Source organism: Clostridium sp. MT-14 (genome assembly GCF_042436595.1).
Lineage (GTDB): Bacteria > Bacillota > Clostridia > Clostridiales > Clostridiaceae > Clostridium_B > Clostridium_B aromativorans.
On record NZ_JBHMIY010000091.1, the window covers coordinates 1 to 841 of the forward strand.

General features: G+C 23.7%; 1 protein-coding gene. It reads right to left on the reverse strand.

The features are described 5' to 3' along the window. Positions 1–114: 114 nt before the first annotated feature. Positions 115–675 (reverse strand): tyrosine-type recombinase/integrase, encoded by a 561-nt coding sequence (locus ACFHWD_RS20630; RefSeq protein WP_150357914.1) that lies wholly within the window; start codon positions 673–675, stop codon positions 115–117. Positions 676–841 lie beyond the last annotated feature (166 nt).

Consider the following 841-nt stretch of genomic DNA (forward strand, 5'->3'; position numbering starts at 1 on the left):
TAATGAAACAATTTGTTAATTTTGTTTCATAACATATATATAGCATATAATACCACATATGTCTATATGTTTTGTCATTTTAATACAAATTTCTAGTACAATTTTCAGCATATATTAAAATTGAACAAGAGAATACAATTCATCTTTTTGATCCTGATTTATTCCTATATATCGAAGTGTTATATATTGAGAACTATGGTTAAAAGTATCCATTATCAATCCTATATTATATTTAGACATTTTATATGTCCAATACCCCCAGGTTTTTCTTAAACTATGTGTTCCAAAATTCTCAATTCCACATATATTAGCACCTTCTTTTAATACTCTATAGGCCTGAATCCTTTTTATATGCCCACCTTTACGACTTGGGAACAAATATGATTCCAACACAACGTTTCTTTGTTTTACATAATTATTTATTTCTTTTCTAATTGCATTATTTAACTTAATTTTTTTCTCTTTTCCAGTTTTCTTTTCATTTAATATCAAATAATCTTTATATTCCCAAGAAACAGTAAAAATATCTTTGATTTTTAGCGGCAATATGTCACTTATTCTGAGACCCGTATTTAACCCGAACTTCAGCATTAATCCATACTTTAAATCTTTCCCTTTTAAATAATAATAAATCTGTTTTATTTTATGTTTATCTCTTATTGGCTCAACTGTCATATATAAATAAACCCCCAAATATAATTTTTATTAATTTAACATAAAAAACGTTTCATAATATTTTTTGTCATTTAAATAATTCTTTAAATAAAATCTTTAAAGATCTTTGTAATTTATACTTTCAATATCATATTTAATGAAACAAAATTAACAAATTGTTTCATTA